Origin of the sequence: Nonomuraea sp. B5E05, from assembly GCF_039880665.1 — a bacterium.
In the GTDB taxonomy this organism is placed as follows: Bacteria; Actinomycetota; Actinomycetes; order Streptosporangiales; family Streptosporangiaceae; genus Nonomuraea.
On sequence record NZ_JBDPMJ010000032.1, the window covers coordinates 1 to 21,256 of the forward strand.

Sequence of the window (21,256 nt, forward strand, 5' to 3'; positions counted from 1 at the left end):
CCAATGCCCAACTGAAGACCTGGCGTATTCTGCGCAAACTACGCTGCTGCCCACTTCTCGCAGGCCAGCTCGTCAAAGCGATCCTCGTCCTTCAGCTCCGCGAGGCGGGATGAAAAGCACTCAGTGAATCAGCGCGCGGGAGACGTCGAGCGTGGCACGATGAGCAATCACGTGGAGCCTTCCGGCGACGGGAATTCTTGTGGTGAGAACTCATCTACCGGAGGCTCCACGTCCATCTCCGGCCTTCGACGACTTCTCCCGAAAGGCCCGAAACGCCCTCACGGGCGTCCCGAAAATCCCCTATCATCCGAATTATTTCGCTGAGATCACCTCACTGGGTCGCTTTCACCTGCAGGCGGTTCCCAGCGAGCCATTGCAGTTTGATTCGCTTGTTGAGCTCGTCCGACCCAGCGTACGCGTGGTCGGCACTGCTGGCATTGGTGACCGTGAAGCTCTTCTTCTCGTGCTTGTATAGCGTGAGGCAAGGTTTCACCGCAGGTCCGCCTCGACCTGGAGTTCGCACAGGGCATCGACGAGGTCGTCGTCAGAAAGATCCGCAGGACAACCCGCCCTACCTCGACCTCCGACGCGGCGTCCGGCATGCTGCGAGAGGAGCGTCGAGGTAGGGGGCGTGTTCCGTGCTGACGATGGTTCTGCTGCTCATGATGAGAACGCTCGGATGGGGGAGAGGGGCAAGGGATCAGGGCCACGCCTGGAGCTCTTCGCCGCGTGGGTTGTCCACCACACTCCAATCGTCGCCGATGCACATCGTGGCCCGGCGTCTGGTGTCGTAGCGGTCCCAGCCGGGGTGGCCGGCGGTGGCGAAGGCCACCCAGGCCGCGTGCATCCGGGCCGCCAGGTCCGACGGCGGCTCGTCCGGATCGAGCAGGGCCTGCGGGCCGCGCAGCCGGGGCAGGTGAGTGACGTCGAAGACGAATGGCAGCTCCACGGCGTGGGTGGCACCCAGTTCGCCGCCCAGCGCGTTCGAGCGCCACGAGAACGAGTAGCGGTAGGTGGCGGCGGCGCTCCCCGCATGCGCGTCGGCCAGGCGCCGGCTTCCCGCGCCGAACAGGGCATCGCCCATGATGGCCGAGCGCAGTTCCCCGTCGGGCGCCTGCGGCCTGGCCTTGCGGTAGGTCTCGACGAGGAGGGCGGGCTGCGGGTGCGAGCGGGCCGCGGCGGCGTCCACGGACTTCTCTGCTGCACGGCTGCGTGATGTAGTTTTCCGAGGAGGTGTCGATCTCCGCTTGCAGCGCCTTCCCGTGGGGCCGGAGTACATTGTGGTCCCGTCTGCCGAACGTGTCCTGTTGAAAGCGTGGCGTACTATCTCGGCGCGAAGTAATGATGAGGACTGAAAGCGGGCTCAGACGAAGCTCGAAGTTCTTGAGAGGCTGGTGGAGGAGGGGCAATCCGATATATTTCTGACTCGTTCGTTTCTAGCTGGCGGCTTGTCGGTGGAGTGGGCTTCGACTTTTGTCGGCCTATTCTGTGATGATGCCGTAACAGAGTAGGCTATGAATGATCGCGTCCTGTGGCGGTAGGCGAGGCATCTCGGCGAGTCCGTTGCATGGCTATGCGCCGCACATGATCGTGTGTGGACACGCGGGTGACCGCTTCGTCGTGATGGAGGCTCTGGGCTGGCATGGCAAGGTGAAGATCGAGCAGATCTCAGCCGTCGACGGTCGGGTCCTGACCGTGGTCGACAGCGGCGGCCTTCGATTCGCCGGAGGTGAGGATCTCCACGGTCTCGACGACCATCTGGAGGACCTGCCGCTGTTCCCGCCGCATCCTTATGACGAACGGCAGGAGGCCTTCCTGTATTACATTCAGAGATCTTGAGGTTCGTGCCCGTGACGGGGTGTAGTCGGTGCATCGTCGGTGGGTGACCTGTGCTCTCACTTACGATCTGGTCGTGTCCTGGGATGCGGAACTGACCGCGCTGACCGAGCGGATCGCCGGGCCGTTGTTCAACCGACCCGAGCCGCGCTCCACCTTCCCTGACTTGGTCCGCAGCCTGCTGGCCGACGTGCCGCGGAAGAACTGCTGGCAGCTGGCCGACCATATCGGGCACATCAAGGCCTACCGGTTCGAGCACCTGCTGAACGGCGCCAAGTGGGACGCCGACGTCCTGCGCGACCAGGTACGCTCCTACGTGCTGGAGCATCTGGGCCGCCCGGACGGAGTGCTGATCGCCGACGACACCAGCGCGATCAAGCAGGGCACCAAGTCGGTGGGCGTGACCCGCCAGTACTGCGGGCTGACGGGCCAGGTCGAAAACTGCCAGGTCATGCCCATGCTGACCTACGCCTCCGACGCTGGGCACGCCTTCATCAACCGGCGCCTGTACCTGCCCGAGAGCTGGGCGAACGATGAGCAGCGGCGCAAGGAGGCGGGCGTGCCCGCCGAACTGGTCTTCGCCACCAAGCCGGCCCTGGTCATCGACATGCTCGGCGAGGAGATCGCCGCGGGGACTCCGTTCCGCTACCTGTGCGGCGACTCCGGCTACGGCCGCGACCCCGACCTGCGCTCCTTCTGCCACGACCAACAGATCGGCTACGTCCTGGCCGTCCCGGCCGACCTGCCGCTGATCGCCGTACGCGGCGGCGGCGAGCCGGTCGGCCACCTGCTGGATCGGCTGCTGGCTCACGGCAACCCGGCCGTGTGGGAGCGCCGCTCGTGAGGGTCCGGCACCAAGGGCATCCGCCTGTATGACTGGGCCACTGTCGCTGTCCACCTGGCCGAGCAGGCCCCCGCCTGCGGCTACGCCCACACGTTGTTGATCCGCCGCTCGGTGACCGACCCCACCGACATCGAGTTCTTCCTCGCCCACGCCCCCACCGGCACCCCGGCCACCGAACTGATCAAGCTGGCCGGGCTGCGCTGGAAGATCGAGGAGAACAACGCCCAGAGCAAAGACCTGCTCGGTCTGACACGCTCCCCCCGAAGCGTTAGAATGATCTATCTTGACCCATCTACCCATAGTGATCGTTTCCACACTTAGAGTGATACCCCCATCGGATCTTTTCGGGCGTCACGCTAGCAACCGGTACCGACAGCGAACGGTCCGCGGCTTGAGCTGCAGGTACTGATGAACGCGGTCCGACATCACAGAACTGACCGCCCGAATTGACCCGCAGGAACTGAAGGGTGCCCCGTGGTGTGCCACGGCTCAAGTTGCGGGGCACTTGACGGAGCGTTCGGGATGTTGGAGCACCGTGCCGAGCACAGGGATCGTCGTCTATACGTCGTGCCGGCGTGCTCTGCGGTACTGAATCCATTGTGTGGCGCCACCCGCAATGACCACATCAGGGTGTTCGCCGTGCTCGGTGCGTGCTCGTACGCCCCTTCTAATCCGACGGTCGCAGGTTCGAATCCTGCAGGGCGCGCCACTCCACCTGCGGAAACTCCAGCCGCAGTCGCGGCCAGCGGTGGCATGGGGCAGATGTGAGGCAAAGCTGAGTCACACGCTGAGCTCCCGCCCGAGCGCGGACGCGGCGCTGAGCACCAGCCGAGCCGTTTCCCGGGCAGCTTCGTGCGCCACCTCCGGCAGCACCGAGACGTAGGTGTCGGCGGTCAGCACGATGCTGGCATGCCCCAACATGGCCTGCACCACCTTCAGATCGGTGCGCGCGGCCAGCGCCAGCGTGGCGGCGCCATGCCGCAGGTCGTGCAGCCGGATCGGCGGGAGCCGGGAGGCGGCCACGAGCCGGCGGAACCGGCCCGTGAGGTAGTCCGGCCGCAGCGGCGCACCCGTCGCGGTGGTGAACACATACCCGGAGTCCTGCCAGCGGGTGCCCGCCGCCGCGCTCAGCTCCTCATGGCGCTCGCGGTGCCGCATCAGCACCCGCACGGTCTCCGCGTCCAGGGCCACCACCCGGCTACTGGCGGCGCTCTTCGGCGGGCCGACCACGACCTGACCATCGGCGTGCACCCGCTGCTGCGCCACCGTCAACTCCGCCGCCTGCAGGTCGACGTCCGTCCAGCGCAGCCCGGCCAGCTCACCGCGACGCAGCCCGCGCAGCGCGGCCAGCCACCATGCGGCATACAGATCGTCCTGCGCGACGCCGACCAGGAAGGCCGCGAGCTGCTGTTCGGTCCAGACCGCCACCGCCGGACGTTCTCCCGCCTGCTGCCACCGGGCCGTCCGCCCGGCTGTCCAGACGACCGGATGCGGTCGCCGGGGATGCGGCAGGTCGGCGCCGTTGGCCGGGTTGACCGGGATCAGCCGGGCACGGACCGCCGCATTCAGCGCAGTCCGCAAGGTGGCGTGGATCCGCACCACGGTAGCGGGCGACAATCGGCAGCCGGTCGGCGAAGGACGGGACGCGAGCGTCGCGAGCAGTCCGTTGACATCGCGCGAGGTGAGCTGGTGGAGCAGGATCCGTCCCAACTGCGGGATGAGGTAGAGACGGATGTGCGTGGCGTAGCCCTGCCGGGTCGACGGACGCAGGGCGTCCTTGGTGGCCAGCCAACGGGCCAGCCACTGCCCGAGCGTGCATCCGGCCCCTGCGCCGTCGCGGTCGGCAGCGGCCAGAGCGCGGCCTGCCGCTTGCGCTTCCTCAGAGTCGGCGTAACCACCCTGGCGGACGCGCTGCCGCTGCCCGTCCAGGCCGCGTACCTGCACCGCGAAATACCAGCTACCGTGATCGTCATCTACCGGCAGACGCGGACACGTTCCGCCTCGCTGACGCCCCGTTTCCGCATCCACACAGCCGCATCGCCTGCTGACCTGCACACGTCTTTTTGCCATCTGTCCCACCTCCCCCGGCGTGCGACGACAGACGCGCCAGGTAGGGCTCGCATCCGATCGGAAGATGACCTCAGGTCAAGGTGTCCGGAGTGCGGGCGGAATCTCGGGTTGAGTCAGGTCAGCTCGCCGTACAGGCCGACAGCCTGCTGGGAGGCTTTCACAAAGGTGCCCAGGCGGTTCGCATGGGTGAGATGGAGCGCGGCTCAATCGCCGGGTCTCGAATGGTGGCCAGGCGGTGGGCGGTCAGCCGAGTGGACAAACGGCGATCCCGAGGTCAAGGTCGATGTGCCGGCCGGACGGCAGGCAGGCTTCGATGGCCTCCAGAAGAACCGGGTCGATATAGGCCAGGGCGGCGCTACCGACGTTCAGCATGAGCTGGAGGTGGGCGCCCCAGACAACAGACGCCGGGTGACGGCATGCACCATCGACAAGATCACGAAACGTGATCTCAGGTGACCCGGACCAGCCATTTGGCGCCCCAGAGCCCTTCCTTCCACCGGACGAAGGGCTCGGTGCTTGAAGTACTCGAGTTCTTGAGCCCTACACCTGCTCCCGAGGTCAACCGAATGGCTCCCACTGCTGACCGGTTGGCGGCCCTATACTCGGCTGCCGGAAGCGATCCGACCGTGCCAGAGTGATCCACATGATCCCCGCACACGTCCCCGACGAGCCACCACTCACCTACGCCGACAGCTTCGATGTACCGGTCCTTTTCCGCAACGGGCCTGCGAGAAAGCCCAGGAGGCAGTGGCGAACGTCCAAGCACCAGCCGTGGGCCGGGTCACACGGGATCCCGGCGACCGACGGCTGGTACGTCTCGACCACCACCTGGCGGGAGATCATCAAGGCCGCCATTGAGGTCGGCCGCGACGTCACCCCGCACCTGCAGAATCAGCCGCAGTACGCGCACGGGGAATTCGTCGCCCGGGTTCCCCGCTGTACGCCTACCTCGGCGCGCACCCCGTCAAGCCTCAGCACCCCGTACGAGGCACCACGGGCCAGCGCCTGACCCTGAACCCGGTCTACGCGTACGGTACCGAGCGCAGCGCGAAGAACGCCGCCGCCTACCGACTGGGCATGACGATGACCGAGTGGGCCTGCCGCTCACTGCTGGGCCTCGGTCAGACCGAGCACCTCGAACTCGGTGGCCCGATCCCCGCCCTGCTCGACACGTTCAAGGACCCGAAGAATAAGCTGCCCGACCTATGGGGGCAGCATCAGGCAGAGGACCTGTACTGGCTGATCGAGGCCAAGGGGGGCGACGTGGGCCTCAGCACGCTCCGCAAGGGGTGGGCGCAACTGGCCGCCGGCAGCAAGATCCTCGGCTCGTACGCCCATCGCACCGTCCTGGTCGGAGCGTCCGTGCGGCCCGGAGACGACCTCTTTCTCACCATCGACCATGACCTGCACCCCGGCCAGCCGCCGCTCACCCCAGCCGGAATCGCCATCGACGACGAGTCAGCGGCTGGCCCGGGTAACCTCGAAGACCGTCTCGGCGACAGCGACGACGCGCTCATCGGCGCGGCCCGCGCCCAGATGCTCGCCTACCTGGCGCTGCGCTCCGCTCCCGCCTCGCAACTGCGCACCGTTCCCGTTCCCGCCGAACGCGCGTCCCGTCATCGGCGCTCCGGGCTGACCACGCCCCTGGAAGGCGACGACTTCACCCGCAGTATGCGGGCCGAAGCCCGCGGAGTAGCGCCTCACGCCGAGCGGCATATCCTGCGGGCCAGAATGCGTTCCATGGGCCTCGACGACTTCCTCACCTGCCGCATCCCCGGAACCGAGGTTCACCTGGGCATGTCCCGGAAGCTGTTCGCCGCCTGCGAGCGCCTCCACGAGGAAGACCTCGCCATCGCCCAGCGCACCCCAGGGCTGCGCGCCGAGGACCAGCAGGCCAATGACCAAGAACTCAGCGACGACGCCCAGGAAGAACAACGACTCACCCAGCGGCGGATCTTCCGCGAACAGCAGGAGGAAGCCCGCCCCCGGCTGCGCCCCCTGCTCCGCAACGCCTACGAGCGGGGAGCGACAAGCGACTGGAGTGACCTGCTGCGCCGCCCCCAGGAGCCGGAACTCGACCTGGAAGGCGACGAGGGGCTCCTCGAAGCGGCGACGCCGGAGACGTACCTGGCCGTCAGCCGCTACGGCCTGCCCCCAGCACGCGCCTAGCTATTAGCTAGGGCTAGCATTCGATCAGGAGTGACTTCAGGTCAAGTGTCCGGAGTACGGAGTCGCTCCGGGGTGAGGCCGCGGCCGGGATGAGTCCCTACCGGCCACACCAGGGGCCGTTTATATGCGGGGCGAGTGCTCCGGCGGGAAGGCCCGCGGGCTGGGCATCTGCGATGTGCCTCTGATCATCCGGCCGAGGCCAGCGCTCGGCGGGCGGCTTCGAGGACGAACCGGGCTGGGTCGAACTCTTGCGCGCTTTCCAGACCGGCCCAGCGGACGTATTCGTTGTGCTCGTCGTGTCCGGGATCGGCCAGCACCAGACGGAAGTATTCGTAGCCTCCAATGCCGCCAACGTCCTCTGGTGGGCAAGCGCCCGCCCCGTCCACCAGCACCGGGTAACGGACCCATTCCTCTGCGGTGAGGACCTCCTCCAGCACGACGTCATGCCGCCAACTGTCACCCAGGTCGTACTCGTACTCCATGACCGCCCCGACCTCTGCGAGCACCTCCGCCAGCGAGGTCTTCTCCTCGTCCATAATGTCCAGATCCCATTCGGGTGACGATTCGCCGTATAGGACACCGCCCACCGTGAACAGGTGGAGATGACGGCCCTCCCAGCCCATCGCCGCGACCAGGATGTGGTGCAGCCTGTCGATCGTGATCCCGGGTGAGACGAGCAGGCACCGCCAGATCACCGGATCCGCACTCTCCTGGAGCGTCACCCGGATCTGATAGATCGGCTCTCCCGGTGCGGCCTCACCCAGGCTGCGCCGTGCGGCGTTCACCGCCACCGGGGTCAGGGTCGCCGTCTCCTGCGTGAGCTCTACCGCGCCCAGCCGGACCAAGACGGCCAGCAGTCGATCGAGGTCGCGGTCGGTCATCCGGCGCTGCGCTTGCGGGTCGTGCATCTCGTAGTACGGCGACGCGATCTCCCAGGCCAGTTCCCGCAGATCCGCAACGGGCACCGGCCCGCCGTACAACCTACGCAGCAGCGCCGGCCAGATGAGCGTGAACTCCTCGCCGACCAGCGACGCGTACCAGTAGTTCTTAGGGAAGAGCGCCTCGCTCATCTTCCCCAGCGCCACGAACGACGCCTCCCACAATCGCTCCGAGTCCTTCAGCAGTGGCGCCGCCTTCTTCACCGGCAGCAGCCGCTCCTTGACCACCCGGACCAGCCCAGCCGCTTTGGCCCATTCCACGATCAGGTTCAATTCGGGCAGTTCGGTGCTGCTCTTCGTGCGGGACAGCCGGTCGCCGATCTTCGGGTCGATCTCGTCGCCGGTCTCCAGCAGCGCCACCAGCGCCCGCGCGTCCGACAGCGTCAGGTTCCCCGTCTGGGTCAGCTTCCGGCCTCCGCCCACCCACTCGGTGAACGCCCGCAACTCCTCCTGCATAGCGTTCAGAGTATGGCGCAGCGTTCGGCTTCAGCCGTACGCGCCGCGCGAACCAGCCCTTCCTGGCCCCTGGGAGACGCCAGGATCGGCGCCGTGGCGAAGAAGCGTAAGGCGAAGGCAACCCCGCATGGAGAGTCAGCGGTCACCCTGTCCGGCGCGCGCTGCAACTCGCCGCCCGTCAGCCTTCGCCCGACCCTGGCTCGGGCGCCCACAGGGTTGGACTTTGGCCGCAGTAACGGGTACCCGGGTCAGAAGGATTCCTCATCGTGGGTTTCTATGTGCGCACCAGCCTCAGGGCTGGACCGTTCCGGTTCACCCTCAGCCAGACCGGGATGGGAGTCTCGACCGGAATCCCGGGCCTTCGGGCAGGGATGGGCCCCCGCGGCAACGTCGTGCGCATGGGACGCGGAGCGATCTCCTACCGCACCATCGCGCCCGACCATGACGTGGTCATGCACGATGTCGTCAGCCTGGTCCCGGCCCAGCCGAGTGACATCGTCCAGCAGTTGCAGAAGGCCGCCCAACGCCGGCCATACTGGCCGTTCGCCCTGGCCGCCCTGCTCGTCGCGGCACTGGTGACAGGACGCTTCGGCCTGGTCATCGTCGCCGTCGGGCTGCCTTGCGTGCTCTGGGTGGCGTTGCGCGATCGGGCGGCTCGCGCCGTGGTCGTCATGTACGACGTGACCGACGAGGCCGCTTGGCGCTTCGATCACCTCGTCACCTCGATCACCGATCTCCAGCGAACCCACGGCTTCTGGCTGATCACCGCATCCGGCGCGATCACCAGCACCTACCAGTTCAAGGTGAACGCCGGCGCCTCCAATCTGCTGCGCAGACTGAACGCCTCGGCCCGGCTGACGGGACCGCGGATCCTGGTCACCAACGTCGCCGTCCCGACCCTGACCGCAGGCAACCTGTCGGTGCACTTCCTCCCCGACCGCGTCCTGTTCCAGAACGGCCGCCACGTCGCCGACCTCGCCTACCAGCACCTCCAAGCCGGTATGGAACAAGCCCGCTTCATCGAAGCAGGCCCGGTGCCACCCGACGGCACGGTCGTGGACTCCACCTGGCGCTACGTCAACGTCAAAGGCGGCCCCGACCGCCGTTTCAAGAACAACGCCCGCCTGCCCATCCTGCTGTACGGCAGGCTCACCCTCCGCAGCCACAACGGTCTCAACCTCGTCTGGGATGCCTCACAAGCCCCGCTCGTCCAAGCGGTGGCGAACGCACTCCACCAGTCCATCACCGCCCGCCCACCCGTGATCCACCCCTGAGAAGGACCCGGAGTCTGTTGCCGGCCAGCGCGCCGCTCACGCACGGTGACGGGTGTCGGAGGCGGGACGCACCTTGTCCGCGGCGTATCCGCATGGGTCAAAATGTGCCGCTGACGACTCCGGTCCGGTCCGGATCGTGACGGCCGTTCTTCGCGACGGCGATCGGGTGCTGCTGTGCCATCGAAGCGCCGGACGCCGTTGGTATCCCGACGTGTGGGACCTGCCGGGCGGTCATGTCGAGGAGGGCGAGGATCCGAAAGAGAGCCTTGTCCGCGAGCTTCGGGAGGAGTTAGGAATCACGGCAGCGAAGCCGTCCGGCCCGCCGATGCATGAGATCCGGACCGCGACGTTCGACATGCAGATCTGGTTGATCGACAGATGGACCCGAACACCCGTCAACGCCGCCCCGGACGAGCACGACGCTGTGACGTGGTTCGAGACGTCCGACCTTGACAGCCTGCGTCTCGCCCACGAGTCGTATCTCTCGATGCTCACCGCCGTACTCGTCACGTGACGTCGCTCCGGAAGCCAGGAGTACGCGCTCATCGGCAGATCCGCGCACTCGCACCCGGCTCGGTTCATGATTGATCGCACAGAGGATGAACGAGCTCCGGAGCTACCGCCGGCGCCACCGGCGGGCAATATCCACAAGTGGTGCCGGTTCTCATGGACATCTCGGCACGCGGCACCGGTAACGTGGCGCCGAAAGTCGCGAACATCTGGCGCCCAATCTCGCGAACGAAGCCACACAGGTCAGAGTCGTCGTGGCCCGTTTTGACGCGGTACAGGTCATCGACCGATATGCGGGGCTGACCGCCGCGTTGAACGTCGCCGATCCCTTCTACGACTACGAGTTCTTCGTGCGCGTCGGCCAGGTGGAGCGGTTGTCGTGGGAGGACACCGTCCGGGAGGGGGCTGGGGCCGCCTTCGTCCACTACCGTCAGCTCGGCGATGACCGCTACCTGGTGATGCGGTTGCTGGCCCTGTCGGCAGAGTCGCACCGGATGCGACCGATCACCGCCGAAGTCACCTTGGAGGTGGCCGCTGGCTCCGCCGAGCACCAGGCGCTGGAGGACTTCATCGCCTACGGGGTGCCCTTCGAAGGCGTCTCCGGCACCATGAACAGGATGTCTGGACCTACGGGCGTGTCAGCCGCCGCCGAAGCCGGGCAGTTCGCCTTCATCGTGGTCGCCGAGCCCGATCCGGAGCGCCCGGACCTGGAGGTGCGGCTGATCGGCCGGGACGGGGTAATTCTCCACGTGCTGGACTTGATGGAAGTACGGGCTTCGCGCGGGCTGGAGGGGGCGGAGTTCTGGATCAGTGGCACCGACCGTAGCGGTATCGCGCAGTTTCAGTTCTTGCTCAACGGGGCTGAAGGACGTGAGGTGTTCCGGCTATCTCTCCTAAAGACCCCATGCCACTTCGTGGCGCCCTCGGATAAGTGACACTTGGGGTGCGTCGCCCGCTGACGTCGTACTCGCTTGGACCTGCGAGGCCGTTCTAAAGACTGACGCTGGAGCCTGCCCGGTAGGTACCCCGGATTGCCGCTACGAGCGCGTGTCACAGCATCTCGATGTGTCGCGGGCTCCGCGGACGACGCACCTCATCCATCCTCGGGGGCAGATCACGGAGGCGCAATGGAGGTCGTCCACCCGGCGGTGGCCGGGATCGACGTGCACAAGAAGATCTTATGGGTGGCCATCCGGCTGCCCGGCGAGCACCGGCCGTTCGTCCGGAGCTACCGCACCTTCTGGCGGGCGCTGCAGAAGATGGCCGCCGAACTGGTCGAGCTCGGCGTCACCGACGTGGCGATGGAATCGACCGGCGTGTACTGGTGGCCCGTCTACCACGCGCTGGCCCAGACGGGCCGGATCGAGGTGTGCGTGGCCAACGCCGAGCACCTCAAGAGCGTCCCGGGTCGCAAAACCGACATCCGTGACTGCCAGTGGATCGCCGAACTGCACCAATTCGGCCTGCTACGGCCGAGCTTCATCCCCGCCCAGAACGTGGCGGCACTGCGGCACCGCACCCGCTACCGCAAGAAGCTCATCGAGGCCCGCATGAGTGAGGGACAGCGGCTGGCCAAGGTGCTGGAGGACGCCGGGATCAAAATCGACTCGGTCGCCTCCAAACTGCTGTGCATCTCCGGCCGGGACATGATCGAAGCGCTGATCGCCGGAGAACGCGACCCGCACGTGCTGGCAGGCCTGGCCCGCGGCGTCCTGCGGCACAAGCACGAGGACCTGGTCGCGGCCTGCGACGGGCGCTTCACCGACACCCACGCCGCCATGTGCCGCCTCCATCTGGACGCCTACGACCACACCACCGGCAAGATCGCCGAACTGGACGGCCTGGTCGCCGAAGCCGCCACCATCTTCGAGCCGGTCATCACCCGGCTGATGACCATCGTTGGGATCGGACGGCGCACCGCCGAGGTGATCGTCGCCGAGACTGGCGCGGACATGTCCCGTTTCCCCACCCCCGAACAGCTGGCCGCCTGGGCCGGGCTGGCCCCCGGCAACCGGGAGTCAGCGGGTAAACGCCGGCGAGCCACCACCCGTAAGGGCAACAAACACCTCAAGGCCGCCATGGTCGAAGCCGCCTGGGGCGCCTCCCGCACCCGATCCAGGATCGGAGCCCGGCTGCGCCGCCTGGTACGCCGCTTCGGCAAGCAGCACGCCAAGAAGGCCGCGATCGCCACTGCTCACACGCTGCTACGCGTCTGCTGGGTGGTCATGGCCCGAGGCGAGGACTACCGCGAAGACGGTGGCGACTTCTACGACCGGCGCGAAGCCCGCCAGGCCCACTATCTGGCCACCCGCTATCAAAAGACCCTGGAACGTCTCGGCTACCAGGTCACCCTGATCGCACCCGGCCCCGGCCCTGCAGATCACCCCGACCCCGATCAACCACAGGAACCAGCAGTCTGAAATCCCGCAGGTCAGTGGCCGGTCACACCATCACGACCGCGCCACCGATCCCGTCTGCCCATCTACTGTTCGCTGCCGCGCGATGGTCGGGGTCCAAGTTTCGTCACAGCGGTGCCGCAAGTTCGAACCCTGCCGGGCACCAAGTTCGACCAGCAGCAAAGCGCCATTGACCAGTGGAAACGTCGATCGGTGCTCTCGCGCGCCCTCGAACGACTTCCCGGCCAGTTCGTTTCGATGCTCGGCCAAGAGGGCGACCGCCACTAGCGGATATCGCGGTCAGATGCGGCGCCCGGCGGTCTCCAGGGTGACGTCGGCGTGACGCTGCGGCGACGGCTTCAGGGCAGCGTGGGCGACGTGAGCAGTTTCTCGGGCAGCCCGCCCACCTTGCGGGGCGCCATCATCGCGGTCGAGCCGTTGGGGCCGCTGTCGCGGGTGGTGGTGTTCCAGTACAACCCCGACCAGGTGCAGCGGACCATCGCACCCCGCTCCACAGGAGAGTCCGGGAGGCGTTCGGCCGACGCGCACCGGGCCTGGGGGGCGCCGACCGAGACCATCGCGATGACCGTCGACGTCGATGCCACCGACCAACTGGAGACCGGCGACCCGATCGCTGCCACGGTCGGCATCCTGCCGCAGCTATCGGTCCTGGAGATGCTGCTGCATCCGGGCAGCGTCCGGGTGATCGCCAACTCCGCCCTGCTCGCCGCGGGCATCATCGAGATCCTTCCGGTGGAACTGCCGATGGCGGTTCTGGTCTGGGGGCCCAACCGGGTGGTACCCGTGAAAATCAGCCAGCTCGGCATCACCGAGCAGGCGTTCAATCCCACGTTGAGCCCGATCCGCGCGAGCGTGGACGTCTCCGCCCAGGTGCTCACGTACGACGATCTCTCCCTGACCGACGTCGGCTACGGCCTCTACCTGGCGCATCTGGTCGGCAAGGAGGTTCTCGCCACGGCGGGAGCGGCCATCGGCACAGCCGGCGCCATCAGCGACCTGATCCGGGCGTGAGCGCGATGTCCGGTCGCTACGACTCCGTACCCATCGCGAGCACCATCGTGTCCGACGGCACGGGCGGGCTGCGCGAGGTCCGCTATCTTCGCCGCCGGGCACTGCCTGACCCGCGTGACGTACTGACCGCCGCGGTGCATCGGGTCACGGCGGCGGACCGGCTCGACCTGGTCAGTCATCGCTATCTCGGTGACCCGACCGCCTGGTGGCGCATCGCCGACGCCAACGGCGCCGTCGACCCGGACGAGCTGACCGGCCCGCAGGCGGAAGGTGATTTGATCGTCATCCCCTTGCCGGGGGTGTAGCGTGCTGCTCGGTTCCGGGCTCAGGCTCGCGGTCCTGGCCGGGCGGACCATCCCGCTGCCGTTGCCGGTCGAGTTGGCGCAACGGTGGCGCTCGGCCCGGATCACCGAGAGTGACGGCGAGCGGAGTGTCTTCTCCCTCGTCTTCGACGCCGGGCGATCCGGCCCGCTCGCCGCCCTGGACTCCCCGTTCGGCCCTCAGGGCCCGCTCGCGCCGTTCGCCCGTGTGGTGCTCGTACTCACCTTCGGCCTGGTGCCCAAGGTGCTCTTCGACGGCATCGTCACCGAGGTCCGGCTCGACCCCGGCACCGGCGCCAGCACCGCCACCTGCACCATCACCGGCGAGGACGTGGGCAACCTGCTCGACCGCGAGGACCGCGACATGGAACATCCGGCTCTTGACGACTACCTGACGGTGCTGAAGATCCTCGCCCCGTACGCGACGCAGGGCATCCAGCCCATGGTGCTGCCCACCACGGTCACCGACCCACCGCTGCCGATCGATCGGACTCCCACGCAGCACGGCACCGACCTGGAACATCTGACGGAGCTCGCTCGACAGCACGGCTACGTCACCTACGTGGATCCGGGGCCCGTCCCCGGGATCAGCTCGTTCTACTGGGGACCGCCGGTGCGCGTGGGGGTGCCGCAGCCCGCGCTCGCCGTCGACCTGGGCTCCGATAGCAACGTGCGGGACGTGTCCTTCCGCACCGAGGCCACCCGCCCCGCTACCGTGGCCGGGTCGGTGCACGACCGGCGTACCGGGGTGACACTGCCGGTCGCGGCCGTGGTGAGCACCCGGCCGCCGCTGGCCACCGTGCCGTTCGCCATGGCCGAGGCCGGCAACGTGCGGCGCCGCCGGCTTCGGGAGGGCTCCAGCGATGCCGTCTCCGCCTTCGCCCGCGCGCAGGGCGAGGTCGACCGGGCCTCGGACGCGCTGGTCGCCGAGGGCAACGCCGACGGCGCGCGTTACGGGGCGGTGCTGCGCCCGCGCGGCCTGGTCGGCATGCGCGGCGCCGGGTGGAGTCACGACGGCCTCTGGTACGTCCGCAAGGTCGAGCACGACCTCGCCTACGGCGGCTACCGGGTCGGGTTCACGCTGGCCCGGGACGGGCACGGCGCCATCACTCCCGTGCTGCCACGGAGTCCGCGATGACCATTGGGGAGGAGCCGCGATGACCAGGCAGTTCTTCGGCGTGTATCGGGGAACGGTGAAGCACAACATCGACCCGCTGCTGCGCGGGCGGGTGCAGGTCTCCGTGCCCAAGGTGTTCGGCGATGGCCGGCTGGCCTGGGCCGAACCGTGCGTGACGTACGCCGGCAACGGGGTCGGCGGGTTCACCCTTCCGCCGGTGGGCGCCGCCGCCTGGGTGGGATTCGAGGGCGGCAACCCCAACTACCCGGTCCTCCTCGGCTACTACTGGCAACTCGGCGAGTCGCCGGCACCCGGGCTGCCGCAGCAACGGGTGTTCAAATCCGATTCGGTCACGGTCACGGTGAGCGATCTGCCGCTGACCGGCGGGATGACGATCGAGGTCGGGCCGCCTGCCGTGCTGGTCCCGCTGAAGGTGGTCCTGGGGCCGAACGGGATCGAGCTCTCCACCGGTGCGACCTCCCTCGTTCTCGACGGCAAGCGGGTCTCGCTCAACGACGGCGCCTTGGAGGTGATCTGATGCCCGGCACGATCGTCCACCAGGGTGCGGTGGTGCTCTGCGCGCACGGCGGGCGGGCCACCCCCACCGTGCCCAACCCGCGGATCCGCGTCGGCGGGCAGCCCACCGTCCTGCTCGCCGGGCCGTGGACGGTGACGGCCTGTCCGCTCCCGCCCATCGTCGGCGGTCCCTGCGTGACCGGCGTGTGGAGCGTCGGCAGCGCCCGGGTGCGCTCCATGGGCCAACCCCTCGTCCTGGCCGGCGGCCTGGCCACCTGCGTGCCCACCGGCGTGCCGTTGACCGTGACCGCGAACCAGTTCCGGGTGGTGGCGACATGACTTCCGGACGTCACGTCGGCTTTCCGCTCCGCGTCGGAGGTCGCGGCCGCACCGCCCTGGTGTCCGATGAGGATTACCTGCGGGGGCTGATCGAGGCGGTGCTGTTCACGCGCCCGGGCGAGCGGGTCAACCGGCCCGACTTCGGCAGCGGGGTCGACCGGCTGGTCTTCGCCCCCGCCGGGGACGAGATGGTCAACGCGAGCCGGACACTCGTGCACGCCGCGCTGCAACGCTGGCTCGGCGACCTTGTACAGGTCGACGATGTGGTGGTGGAGGCCCAAGACACCCGGCTACGGGTCACGGTCACCTACCTGCCGCTGGTCGCCGGCACCGCGGTCGGCGAACGCCGCAGCCTCAGCGTCCTCGGTGGATCGCCATGACCGCGCCCCTACTGAACCGGGAGGCCCGCAGGGCACTGGTCAAGGGGGAGAGCACCCTCGACGGGATCGACCACGTCGAAGTGCTCACCCACCGGTCCGGCGTCCGCCAGGCCACCCTTCTGGTTCACCTGCTGAGGGGACCGGTCCCCGCCGACCTCGACGCCACCCGGGTACGCGTCCTCGGCGGCGTCCGCGTCGACCCGCTGGTCAACCCTGTGCGGGTGCTGTGGGCCCACCCTGCGGACGCCCTGATCGCCCATGCGCCACCGGGAGTCGGCACTGCCGATCAGAGCCTGGTGAAGGAGGCCGTCCCGCCCGCCGGCCGGGCCCGGGTACTCGTGGTCCGCACTTCCTCCACCGGCGACTGGTCCGGCTACCTGCTCGGGCTCACCGGCCCCGGCGGCGAGGGTTCCCCGGCGGGCTTCGACGAGCCGCTGTCCACCTGCCCGTTCGCGTTCACGGTCGACTGCCACGAGGGGATCGACTGCCGTCCCGACGAGGTCTGCCTGCCCGTGCCCGCCGTCAGCCCCGCCCTGGACTACCTGGCCCGCGACTACGCCGGGCTCCGCGACCGGCTGCTCGACCGGCTCGCTGTGCTGCTGCCCGGCTGGACTGATCGCAACCCCGCCGACCCGCTGGTCACCCTCTCCGAGCTGTTCGCGTACGCGGGAGACCGGCTGACCTACCGGCAGGACGCGATCGCCGCCGAGGCCCACCTCGCCACCGCCAGGCTGCGCCCCTCCGTACGCCGTCATGCCCGGCTGCTCGACTACCGGATGCACGAGGGCTGTGCCGCCCGGACGTGGCTGGCCTTTCACGCCTCCGCGCCGACCGACCTGCCGGCGCGTGTGCCGATCGCCGCCGTCGATGAGCCGCTGCCGCCCGGCACCGACGTGGAGTCCGCCCTGGACGCCGGCGCCGCGGTCTTCGAGACCCTGCTACCGGTGGCGCTGCACCCGGATCGCAACCGGCTCGATCTGCACGCCTGGGGCGACCCGGACGCGTGCCTGCCGGTGGGCGCCACCAGCGGCTGGCTCCGCCACCACACCGGCCACGACCCACGCCTGCGCGCGGGTCATGTGCTCGTCCTCGCCCCGATCGACGAGAGCGGCGCGGTGGCCGGTGACGAGGCGCGTCGCCACGCCGTCCGGCTCGTCCGCGACCCGATCGTTCGCGCCGACCCGTTCGCACCCGCGGGAATGATCGTCAGTGAGCTGCACTGGGCGGCCGCGGACGCCCTCCTGGTCCCCCTGCCGGTGGCCCGCCGCGCCGGCGACGACAGCGCCGCACCGGCCGCCGTCGCGCTGGCCAACGTCGCGCTCGCCGAGCACGCGGCCGCGCTGCCGCCACGGATGTTGCTGCCGTCCCAGGCTCCCGCTGATGGCCGGTACGAGCCCAGGCTGCCCACCGGGCGGCACCGTGTGGCCTGGACCGACACCGTCGTGGACGACCACAGCGCCACTGCCGCCCTGCTCCCCGATCCGCGCCGCGCGCTGCCCGCCGTGCTGCTCGACGACGGCGCCAGGACCTGGACGCCCGTGCCCGACCTGCTCACCAGTGGCCGGCTCGACGCTCACGTCGTCGCGGAACCGGAGACCAGCGGGGCCGTACGGCTGCGGTACGGAGACGGGATCAACGGCCGCCGCCCCGCCCCCGGCACCACCTTCACCGCCTGGCCCAGGATCGGCGGTGGCGCCGCCGGCAACATCGGCGCGGACGTGCTCGCCCTCCCGCTGCCCACACCTGGCCATGCCCCGCCCGCCGGGGTGACGGTCACCAATCCGCTGCCCGCCGTCGGCGGCGTGGATCCCCAATCGGTCGACGAGGTGAAACAGCTCGCGCCGCACGCCTTCCGCACCCAGTTGCGCGCCGTCACCAGCGCTGACCACGCCGCCGCCGCGGAGGAGAACCCGAATGTCCAGCGGGCGGTGGCCCGGCGTCGCTGGACCGGTTCCTGGTACGCCCAGGAGGTCACACTCGACCCGGTGTCCCATCGCGCCGGCGACCCCTCCCTCGTGGCCGAGGTGGCGGCCACCCTTGACGTACGCCGGCTGGCCGGGGTGGACGTGGAGATGGCCCCGCCGGTGCACGTACCGCTGGAGATCGTCCTTGAGGTGTGCGTCGCCGACGGCCACCTCGCCGCGGACGTGGAGCGCCGGCTGCGCGCCGAGCTGTCCACCCGGATCCTGCCCGACGGGCGGCTCGGCTTCTTCCACCCGGACCGGCTGACCTTCGGCCAATCCCTGTACATCTCGGACCTGGTCGCCGTGATCATGGCCGTTCCCGGGGTCCGTTACGTCGAGGTGGACGACTCCGAGGCCAAGGGTCTGCGGTTCCGCCGGCTCGGCCGGCCGTCCACCGGGGAGATCGCCCGTGGCCGCATCGACGCCGCCTCCAGCGAGGTGCTGCGGGCTGACAACGATCCGAGCAACCCGGAGTACGGCCAGGTCTCCTTCCGTCTGAGGGGTGGCGCGTGAGCTGCGGCGGCACCGGCGGATGCGGCTGCGACCCGCTGCGTTCACCGCTGCCCGAGGTCACCAACTCGCCCGGCCTGTCCGCCCTGCACTGGCGGGTCGCCCCGCACAGCCATGCCCTGGCCCGGATGCGGGCGGCGCTGGCCGCCCCGAGCATGCCCGCGGGCGTGCGAGCTGTGGCCGGGCACTCGGCGGACCCGGTGCCGGCGCTGTTGGACGCCGCCGCGGTGATGATCGACGTGGTGTCGTTCTACACCGAGCGGATCGCGCAGGAGGCATTTCTGCGCACCGCCACCGAGCCGGCCTCCGTCCGGCACCTCGCCGGAATGATCGGCTATCAGCCTCGTCCCGGCGTCGCCGCCACCGCGGACATCGCGTTCGACGTCGAGGACGCGCCTGGCGCCCCGCCCGAGGTGGACGTGCCCGCCGGCACCCCGGTGCAGTCCATGCCCGGTCAGGGTGAGCTGCCGCAGACCTTCGAGACCGTCGAGGAACTCCGCGCGCACGCGGCTTGGAACGCGATCCCCGGCGTCACGGCCGGGGCACAGAAGATCGGTTTCGCCACCGACACCATCTGGCTGCGCGGCACCTCGCACGGTCTGCGGCCGGGGGACGGGGTGCTGGTGGTCGGCGCTGAGCGCCGCCGGTACGGGCGCACCCCCTTTCACAGCCGGGCGGCCGGCGACGAACGGAGAGACGACGAGCGGTGGGACTTCCGCATTGCCGCCGCGATCGAGGAGGACCCACCCGGCATCGCCGGCTGGACCCGGCTACGGCTGGCGGCTCGGATCGGCTGGCGGCCGTCCGCGGCCTTGACCGCCGAGGAGGAGGTCGAGGTGTACGCCTTCGGCACCCGTACCAACCTGTTCGGCTGGAACGCCCCGCTGGGCGCTCTTCTGGCCGGAGGGCACATCGCCGCCGACATCAACGCGAACGGCGAATGGAACGGCATCGAAAAGCCGTTTCCCCCAGGCGAACCCGTCCCGGCGGACGTGGTGGAGGTCGACGGCGACCATCCCCGGGTGGTGCCGGGCTCCTGGCTGCTGCTGGAACGACCCGGCTATCGCGAGCTGTACGCCGTCGAAGCGGCCGGACCGGCCGGTGGCTCCCGGTTCGGGATCAGCGGCAGGACCACGCTCGTGCGTACCGACATCACCGAGAATCTGGCCACGTTCGGCCGACGTGAAACGCTGGTCCGCTGCGAGTCCCGGCCGCTGCCCGCCGACGAGCGCCCGCTCGTGGCGCCGATCGCCGGACGCCTGCTCACGCTCGCCGCCACCGATCCGCTCCTGCCGATGGGCCGGCGGGTGGTGGTCACCGGGTTCCCGCCCGGCGGGCTGCCCAGCGACCCGTTGCAGGCCGCGGCGACCGCGCCTCCGCTGTCTGAGACGGTGACCGTACTGGCCTGCACGGTCGCCGCCGAAGGCGGCACCATGACGGTCGAGCTGGACCGCGATCTCACCTTCAGCTACGACCCGCGCGGCCTGCGGGTACACGGCAACGTCGCCACGGCCACCCATGGCGAGAGCGTGATCCAGGCGCTCGGCAGCGGTGATCCCACGGTCGCCTTCCAGCGGATGCGCACCCGCCGCGGCCCGCTCACCCATGTTCGCGCCGAGACCGCCGCCGGTACGCGAAGCACGTTGGAGCTGCGGGTCGACGGAGTGCGCTGGGAAGCGGTGGCCTCCCTCGACACCGTGGGCCATGGAGACCGGGTGTTCACCGAGCGGCTCGACCACGACGGGCTGGCCACCGTCACCACCGGCGACGGTCGGCACGGTGCCCGGCTGCCGGCCGGCACGGAGAACGTGCAGGCCGCCTACCGGGTGGGCGTCGGTGCGGCGGGCGCGGTCAACGCCGGGCAGCTCAGCATCCTGCCGCGCCGCCCGTACGGCATCCGGGCCGCCGTCAACCCTGGCCCGGCCCGTGACTGGGCCGACCCGGAGCGGATCGACGAGGCCCGGGCGCACGCTCCCCTGCGCATCCGCACCCTGGATCGGGCGGTCTCGGTCACCGACCACGAGGACTTCGGCGCCGGCTACGCCGGGGTGACCCTCTGCCGCGCCGACGACGTCTGGGACGGCCGTGAGCAGGTGGTGGTGCTCTCCGTCCTCGGCACGTCCGCTGACTACGGCGCCGCTCCCGCCGGGCCAGAGCTGATCGCGGCGTTGCGGGCGGCACTGGTGGCGGCCCGCGACCCGGGCACCCGGCTCGCCGTGCTGCCCGGTGTGAACGTCATGTTCGGGCTCCGCGTCGGCCTTGCCCATGATCCGGACCACCCGAGGGCGGAGGTGGAGTCGGCGGTGCGGACCGCGCTCGCCACCGCGTTCACGCCGCCGGCGCTGGGCTTCGCCACCGCGGTGCCCGCCTCCCTGGCGCTCGTGCTGATCAGGGCGGTTCCCGGGGTGCGGGCCTGCACCATGCCGCGGCTCACGGCACCGCCGGGCAAGACTTCCGCCGATCTGCTGGCCGCCCTGCCCGCCCGCTGGGACGGCGGTCTCCATGCGGCGCAGGTCCTCACTCTCGCCGACGTGACGATCGAGGGGATGGCGTGAACGGCTCCTCTTCGCAGCGCCTGCGGACCC

Annotated in this window: 22 protein-coding genes and 1 pseudogene; 18 read left to right on the forward strand and 5 right to left on the reverse strand. The window is 69.4% G+C overall.

Features of this window, described 5'->3' with window-relative positions; all coding sequences use genetic code 11:
• Positions 1–113: pseudogene (locus ABGB01_RS38850) on the forward strand (IS5/IS1182 family transposase); the annotation flags it as partial.
• Between the two features lie 587 nt (positions 114–700).
• On the opposite strand, the gene ABGB01_RS38855 reads toward ABGB01_RS38850, so the two are convergent.
• Positions 701–1,189 (reverse strand): carboxylesterase family protein, encoded by a 489-nt coding sequence (locus ABGB01_RS38855; protein WP_347778708.1) that lies wholly within the window; start codon positions 1,187–1,189, stop codon positions 701–703.
• A gap of 395 nt (positions 1,190–1,584) precedes the next feature.
• On the opposite strand from ABGB01_RS38855, the gene ABGB01_RS38860 reads away from it, so the two are divergent.
• From ABGB01_RS38860 to ABGB01_RS38870, 3 genes are all read left to right on the forward strand, one after another.
• Entirely contained in the window at positions 1,585–1,839 is a 255-nt protein-coding gene (locus ABGB01_RS38860) for a hypothetical protein (protein WP_347778710.1), read from the forward strand.
• Between the two features lie 73 nt (positions 1,840–1,912).
• Positions 1,913–2,680, forward strand: coding sequence for an IS701 family transposase (locus ABGB01_RS38865; protein ID WP_347778711.1), 768 nt, complete (start codon positions 1,913–1,915; stop codon positions 2,678–2,680).
• A 111-nt stretch (positions 2,681–2,791) separates the two neighbouring features.
• Positions 2,792–3,001 carry a hypothetical protein gene (locus tag ABGB01_RS38870; protein ID WP_347778713.1) on the forward strand — a complete coding sequence of 70 codons (210 nt, stop codon included), beginning with the start codon at positions 2,792–2,794 and terminating at the stop codon, positions 2,999–3,001.
• A gap of 459 nt (positions 3,002–3,460) precedes the next feature.
• On the opposite strand, the gene ABGB01_RS38875 is transcribed toward ABGB01_RS38870, so the two are convergent.
• Together ABGB01_RS38875 and ABGB01_RS38880 are read right to left on the reverse strand one after the other, a co-directional pair.
• The gene (locus ABGB01_RS38875; protein WP_347778714.1) at positions 3,461–4,624 is read right to left on the reverse strand and encodes a site-specific integrase; all 1,164 of its coding nucleotides are present in this window, start codon (positions 4,622–4,624) and stop codon (positions 3,461–3,463) included.
• 369 nt (positions 4,625–4,993) lie between these two features.
• Positions 4,994–5,122 (reverse strand): hypothetical protein, encoded by a 129-nt coding sequence (locus tag ABGB01_RS38880; RefSeq protein WP_347778715.1) that lies wholly within the window; start codon positions 5,120–5,122, stop codon positions 4,994–4,996.
• A 271-nt stretch (positions 5,123–5,393) separates the two neighbouring features.
• Between ABGB01_RS38880 and ABGB01_RS38885 the strand changes: the two genes are divergently transcribed.
• Both ABGB01_RS38885 and ABGB01_RS38890 read left to right on the forward strand, forming a co-directional pair.
• The gene (locus tag ABGB01_RS38885) at positions 5,394–5,759 is read left to right on the forward strand and encodes a hypothetical protein (RefSeq protein WP_347778716.1); all 366 of its coding nucleotides are present in this window, start codon (positions 5,394–5,396) and stop codon (positions 5,757–5,759) included.
• A 68-nt stretch (positions 5,760–5,827) separates the two neighbouring features.
• Positions 5,828–6,919 (forward strand): hypothetical protein, encoded by a 1,092-nt coding sequence (locus ABGB01_RS38890; protein ID WP_347778718.1) that lies wholly within the window; start codon positions 5,828–5,830, stop codon positions 6,917–6,919.
• A gap of 185 nt (positions 6,920–7,104) precedes the next feature.
• Here the strand turns inward: ABGB01_RS38890 and ABGB01_RS38895 are convergent, their stop codons facing one another.
• Positions 7,105–8,313: a plasmid pRiA4b ORF-3 family protein gene (locus ABGB01_RS38895; RefSeq protein ID WP_347778720.1), complete on the reverse strand. Its 1,209-nt coding sequence runs from the start codon at positions 8,311–8,313 to the stop codon at positions 7,105–7,107.
• A 278-nt stretch (positions 8,314–8,591) separates the two neighbouring features.
• Here ABGB01_RS38895 and ABGB01_RS38900 point away from each other — a divergent pair, with 278 nt between their 5' ends.
• The 4 genes from ABGB01_RS38900 (at position 8,592) to ABGB01_RS38915 (ending at position 12,517) form a co-directional block, all read left to right on the forward strand.
• Positions 8,592–9,587: a DUF4236 domain-containing protein gene (locus ABGB01_RS38900; RefSeq protein WP_347778816.1), complete on the forward strand. Its 996-nt coding sequence runs from the start codon at positions 8,592–8,594 to the stop codon at positions 9,585–9,587.
• Positions 9,588–9,639: 52 nt separating this feature from the next.
• Positions 9,640–10,101, forward strand: a complete 462-nt coding sequence (locus tag ABGB01_RS38905; RefSeq protein ID WP_347778722.1) for an NUDIX hydrolase — start codon at positions 9,640–9,642, stop codon at positions 10,099–10,101.
• A gap of 250 nt (positions 10,102–10,351) precedes the next feature.
• Positions 10,352–11,032: a hypothetical protein gene (locus ABGB01_RS38910; RefSeq protein WP_347778723.1), complete on the forward strand. Its 681-nt coding sequence runs from the start codon at positions 10,352–10,354 to the stop codon at positions 11,030–11,032.
• A 192-nt stretch (positions 11,033–11,224) separates the two neighbouring features.
• Entirely contained in the window at positions 11,225–12,517 is a 1,293-nt protein-coding gene (locus ABGB01_RS38915) for an IS110 family transposase (protein WP_347778725.1), read from the forward strand.
• 335 nt (positions 12,518–12,852) lie between these two features.
• On the opposite strand, the gene ABGB01_RS38920 is transcribed toward ABGB01_RS38915, so the two are convergent.
• Positions 12,853–13,098 carry a hypothetical protein gene (locus ABGB01_RS38920; RefSeq protein WP_347778727.1) on the reverse strand — a complete coding sequence of 82 codons (246 nt, stop codon included), beginning with the start codon at positions 13,096–13,098 and terminating at the stop codon, positions 12,853–12,855.
• Between ABGB01_RS38920 and ABGB01_RS38925 the strand changes: the two genes are divergently transcribed.
• Genes ABGB01_RS38925 through ABGB01_RS38960 form a run of 8 tightly spaced genes read left to right on the forward strand, consistent with a single transcriptional unit; the run spans position 13,076 to position 21,226 of the window.
• Positions 13,076–13,525 (forward strand): hypothetical protein, encoded by a 450-nt coding sequence (locus ABGB01_RS38925; RefSeq protein ID WP_347778729.1) that lies wholly within the window; start codon positions 13,076–13,078, stop codon positions 13,523–13,525. The genes ABGB01_RS38920 and ABGB01_RS38925 overlap by 23 nt on opposite strands.
• Positions 13,522–13,830, forward strand: a complete 309-nt coding sequence (locus ABGB01_RS38930) for a LysM domain-containing protein (RefSeq protein WP_347778731.1) — start codon at positions 13,522–13,524, stop codon at positions 13,828–13,830. Before ABGB01_RS38925 ends, ABGB01_RS38930 begins: the two co-directional genes overlap by 4 nt.
• Before the next feature lies 1 nt (position 13,831).
• Positions 13,832–14,983, forward strand: coding sequence for a hypothetical protein (locus tag ABGB01_RS38935; protein WP_347778732.1), 1,152 nt, complete (start codon positions 13,832–13,834; stop codon positions 14,981–14,983).
• 19 nt (positions 14,984–15,002) lie between these two features.
• Positions 15,003–15,500 (forward strand): phage baseplate assembly protein V, encoded by a 498-nt coding sequence (locus tag ABGB01_RS38940; RefSeq protein ID WP_347778733.1) that lies wholly within the window; start codon positions 15,003–15,005, stop codon positions 15,498–15,500.
• Positions 15,500–15,817, forward strand: a complete 318-nt coding sequence (locus ABGB01_RS38945) for a hypothetical protein (protein ID WP_347778735.1) — start codon at positions 15,500–15,502, stop codon at positions 15,815–15,817. The genes ABGB01_RS38940 and ABGB01_RS38945 overlap by 1 nt, the downstream gene beginning before the upstream one ends.
• The gene (locus tag ABGB01_RS38950) at positions 15,814–16,197 is read left to right on the forward strand and encodes a GPW/gp25 family protein (protein ID WP_347778736.1); all 384 of its coding nucleotides are present in this window, start codon (positions 15,814–15,816) and stop codon (positions 16,195–16,197) included. The genes ABGB01_RS38945 and ABGB01_RS38950 overlap by 4 nt, the downstream gene beginning before the upstream one ends.
• Positions 16,194–18,674, forward strand: coding sequence for a putative baseplate assembly protein (locus ABGB01_RS38955; protein ID WP_347778738.1), 2,481 nt, complete (start codon positions 16,194–16,196; stop codon positions 18,672–18,674). Before ABGB01_RS38950 ends, ABGB01_RS38955 begins: the two co-directional genes overlap by 4 nt.
• Complete coding sequence (locus ABGB01_RS38960) at positions 18,671–21,226, forward strand: hypothetical protein (protein WP_347778739.1); 2,556 nt, start codon at positions 18,671–18,673, stop codon at positions 21,224–21,226. Before ABGB01_RS38955 ends, ABGB01_RS38960 begins: the two co-directional genes overlap by 4 nt.
• Positions 21,227–21,256 lie beyond the last annotated feature (30 nt).